Source organism: uncultured Aquincola sp. (genome assembly GCF_964001545.1).
Taxonomy (GTDB): domain Bacteria; phylum Pseudomonadota; class Gammaproteobacteria; order Burkholderiales; family Burkholderiaceae_C; genus Aquincola.
This window is the reverse complement of the sequence record NZ_CAXFDV010000715.1, coordinates 1-1692: the sequence shown is the minus strand read 5'-3', so window position 1 is coordinate 1692 and position 1692 is coordinate 1. Positions and strand designations below refer to the sequence as shown.

Annotated in this window: 1 protein-coding gene and 1 pseudogene; both read left to right on the top strand. The window is 73.9% G+C overall.

Annotated elements, in window-relative coordinates:
• A pseudogene (locus ABNT58_RS25105) lies at nucleotides 1-432 on the top strand (complex I NDUFA9 subunit family protein); the annotation flags it as partial.
• 14 nt (nucleotides 433-446) lie between these two features.
• Nucleotides 447-1692, top strand: a 1246-nt coding sequence (locus ABNT58_RS25100; protein WP_348756111.1) for a multifunctional CCA addition/repair protein, incomplete at its 3' end; no start/stop codon positions are given.

Genomic DNA, 1692 nt, shown 5'->3' with positions numbered 1-1692 from the left:
CCGCTGGCCGGCGCCGACGCCAAGTTCCAGCCCTGCTGGGTGGACGACGTGGCCGAGGCGCTGGTGCGCTGCCTGGACCGGCCCGAGACCATCGGCCAGACCTACGAATGCGCCGGCCCCGACGTCTACACGCTCAAGCAGCTGGTGCAACTGGCCGGCCGCTGGGCGGGCCATGAACGCCCGGTGATCGGCCTGCCCGGCCCGCTGGGCCGCCTGCAGGCGGGCGTGATGTCGCTGCTGCCCGGCGAGCCGCTGATGTCGGGCGACAACCTCGATTCGATGAAGGTGCCCAACGTGGCCACCGGCACGCTGCCCGGGCTGCAGGCGCTGGGCATCACGCCCGCGCCGCTGGAACAGGTGGCGCCCGGCTACCTGGGCGGCCGACAAGGCATCGCGCGGCTCGACCCGCTGCGCGCCTGCGCCCGCCGCTGACAAGGGGCTGGCGCATGCAGGTGTATTGCGTGGGCGGTGCGGTGCGCGACCGCCTGCTGCGTGAGCAGGCCGGCCAGCCCGACGCGCCCCACACCGGTGACCGCGACTGGGTGGTGGTGGGTGCCACCGCCGAGCAGATGGGCGCGCTGGGCTATGTGCCGGTGGGCCGCGACTTCCCGGTCTTTCTGCATCCGCAGACGCATGAGGAATACGCGCTGGCCCGCACCGAGCGCAAGTCGGCCCCCGGCTACCGTGGCTTCGTGATGCATGCCGACCCCTCGGTGACGCTGGAGCAGGACCTGCAGCGCCGTGACCTGACGGTCAACGCCATCGCCCAGGCCGAAGACGGCACCCTGATCGACCCCTACGGCGGCCAGCGCGACCTGCAGGCCCGGGTGCTGCGCCATGTGTCCGACGCCTTCGAGGAAGACCCGGTGCGCATCCTGCGCCTGGCGCGCTTTCTGGCCCGCTGGCCCGATTTTTCGGTGGCGCCCGAAACGCTGGCGCTGTGCCGCCGCATGGTGACAGCGGGCGAGGTGGACGCGCTGGTGCCCGAGCGGGTGTGGCAGGAGCTGTCGCGCGGGCTGATGGAGCCGGCGCCCAGCCGCATGTTCGGCCTGCTGCGCGACTGCGGCGCGCTGGCGCGGCTGCTGCCCGAACTCGACCGGCTGTGGGGCGTGCCCCAGCCGCCGCAGCACCACCCCGAGGTGGACACCGGCGTGCACGTGATGCTGGTGCTGGACACCGCCGCCGCGCTGCAGGCGCCGTTGCCGGTGCGCTGGGCCTGCCTGGTGCACGACCTGGGCAAGGGCAGCACGCCGCCCGAAGAATGGCCGCGCCACATCGCGCATGAGGCGCGCAGCGTGCGCCTGGCCGCCCAGGTGGCCGACCGGCTGCGGGTGCCGGTCGATTGCCGCGAGCTGGCGCAGTTGGTGGCCGGCGAGCACGGCAACATCCACCGCAGCGGCGAGTTCGGCGCCGCCGCGCTGATGCGCCTGCTGGAGCGCTGCGACGCACTGCGCCGGCCCGATCGCTTCGAGCAGGCGCTGCTGGCCTGCGAATGCGATGCGCGCGGCCGTACCGGGCTGGAAGACAAGCCCTATCCCCAACGCGAGCGCCTCTCGGCCGCGCTGCGCACGGTGCTGGCGGTGGACGTGAAACAGGCCGCCGCCGATGCGGTGGCGCGCGGCCTCAAGGGCCCGGGGATCGGCAACGCGGTGTCGCAGGCGCGGGCGGAGGCGCTGGAGGCCTGGCTGGCTG